Genomic DNA, 2,575 nt, shown 5'->3' on the forward strand with positions numbered 1-2,575 from the left:
CATCACGCTCGGCCCGATCTGCACCGTGCTTGGTCTCGCCTTCCATGTACAGGATCCCGATCACCTGCTCGGCGGCGAGGAAGCGCTGGGCATCACCTGCGCGCTGGTTCCCGCCAACCATCCCGGCGTGAACATCGGTCGCCGTCACGCGCCGCTCAATGCCGTGTGGCAGAACGGCCCGAACTCCGGCAAGGATGTTTTCATGCCGTTGGACTGGATCATCGGCGGACCCGCCATGATCGGCCAGGGCTGGCGCATGCTGATGGAGTGCCTGGCCGCCGGTCGTTCGATCTCGCTGCCTTCGTCGAACACCGGCATGGCCAAGCTCGCCGTGCGCGGCACCGGCGGCTATGCGCGTGTGCGCAGCCAGTTCAAGACAGCCATCGGCAAGTTCGAGGGCGTCGAGGAACCGCTGGCGCGCATGGGCGGCAACACGTACATGATGGATGCCGCGCGCAAGATGACGGCCGGCGCCATCGACCTCGGCGAGAAGCCTTCCGTCGTCTCGGCCATCGTCAAGTATCACGTCACCGAACGCGCCCGCAAGGTGCTCAACGATGCGATGGATGTGCAGGGCGGCAAGGGCATCTGCATGGGCCCGAACAACTTCATCGCCCGTGCCTACCAGCAGATGCCGGTGGCCATCACCGTCGAGGGCGCGAACATTCTCACGCGCAGCCTCATCATCTTCGGTCAGGGCGCCATCCGCTGCCATCCCTTTGTGCTCAAGGAATTCCTCGCCGTGCGCGAGGAAAACCAGACCAAGGCGCTGCTCGACTTTGACGCCGCGCTCACCGGGCATGTCAGCTTCACCATCAGCAATGCGATCCGCGCCTTCGTCATGGGCATCACCGGTTCGCACTTCGTCTCCGTGCCCGACAACATCGCGCCGGAAACGACGCGCTACTACCAGCAGCTCACGCGCTTCTCGGCGGCCTTTGCCTTCCTCGCCGACGTCTCGATGCTGGTGATGGGCGGCGACCTGAAGCGCAAGGAAAAACTCTCGGCACGCCTGGGCGACATTCTTTCGCTGATGTACCTGAGTTCCGCGACGCTCAAGCGCTACGAATCCGAAGGCCGTCAGGCTGCCGATGCACCGCTGATGCACTGGGCCATCTGGGACGCGATGTTCTCGGCGCAGAATGCCTTCGAGGGCATCCTCGCCAACTATCCCAACAAGTTCATCGCCGCGATACTGCACCGCTTCGTCTTCCCGCTCGGCCGTCCGTATGTGGTGCCGTCCGACCACCTCGGCCACGAAGTTGCGAAGCTCCTGATCGAGCCCTCCGAAACGCGTGACCGTCTCACCGCCGACATGTATGTGCCGCGTGACGAGAACGACGCCATCGGCGTGATCGAGTTGGCGCTGGATGCAACCATCGCCGCCGAAAAGGTCGAGGTGAAGATCCGCAACGCGCAGAAAGCGAAGAAGATCGCCGGTCGCGATTCCGTGCAACTCGCACGCCACGCAATGGAGGCCGGTGTCATCACGGCCGACGAACTGGCCCTGATCGAAAACCGCAACCGCCTGCGCGACAAGGTCATCCATGTCGACGACTTCCCGGCGGATTTCGGCATCGGCCAGACCACGCAGCCGGCCTTGCGCCAGGCTGCCTGAAAGGACGCACATGAGCTTCAAACCGATCTACATCGTCGACGGCGCACGCACGCCTTTCCTCAAGTCGAAAAACCTGCCGGGGCCGTTCGCGGCTTCCGACCTCGCCGTCGCCGCCGGCCGCACCCTGCTGGCACGCCAGCCCTTCGCCGCCACGGATCTGGATGAAGTCATCCTCGGCTGTGCCAGTCCCAGCGTCGACGAGGTCAACATCGGCCGTGTCGCCGCGCTGCGTCTTGGCTGCGGCAACAAGGTGCCGGGCTGGACGGTGATGAGAAATTGCGCTTCCGGCATGCAGGCGATCGACACCGCCATGGCCAACATTCAGGCCGGTCGCGCACAACTCATCCTCGCCGGTGGTACCGACGCACTCTCACGGGCGCCGCTGCTCTACTCGGACAAGATGGTGCTGTGGTTCTCGCGCATGGCGCAGGCTCGCACGCTGGGTCAGAAGCTGGGCATGTTCGCCAAGCTGCGTCTCGGCATGCTGCTCACGCCGGTGATCGGCATCGTCAAGGGCCTCACCGATCCGGTGGTCAGCCTGCTGATGGGGCAGACGGCAGAGAACCTCGCCTGGCGTTTCGGCATCACGCGTGCGGACATGGATGCCTTCTCGGTTGAAAGTCACAAGCGCGTTGCCGCTGCGCAGGATGCCGGCCATTTCAAGGACGAGATCGTGCCGCTGATCGGACCGGATGGCACCGTGTATGCCGCCGACGACGGCGTGCGCCGTGATGCCAGCATGACCGGCATGGCCAAGCTCAAGCCCTTCTTCGATCGCAAGTACGGCAAGGTCACGCCGGCCAACAGTTCGCAGATCACCGACGGCGCCACCTGGCTGCTGCTGGCTTCGGAAGAAGCGGTGCAGCGCTGGAACTTGAAGCCCATCGGTCGCATCGTCGACTCGCAGTGGGCGGGTCTCGATCCCGCGCAAATGGGCCTCGGCCCGGTGCATGCGGT

2 protein-coding genes are annotated in these 2,575 nt (G+C 64.3%); both read left to right on the plus strand.

Going from position 1 to position 2,575, the window contains the following annotated elements; all coding sequences use genetic code 11:
* A partial coding sequence (locus HXX15_RS22885; RefSeq protein ID WP_296519214.1) for an acyl-CoA dehydrogenase occupies positions 1 to 1,618 on the plus strand: 1,618 nt, incomplete at its 5' end.
* 10 nt (positions 1,619 to 1,628) lie between these two features.
* Positions 1,629 to 2,575 (plus strand): acetyl-CoA C-acyltransferase (locus tag HXX15_RS22890; protein ID WP_296519217.1); only part of this gene is annotated, 947 nt, incomplete at its 3' end.

The organism is Rhodopseudomonas sp. (genome assembly GCF_013377015.1).
Lineage (GTDB): Bacteria > Pseudomonadota > Alphaproteobacteria > Rhizobiales > Xanthobacteraceae > JARJEH01.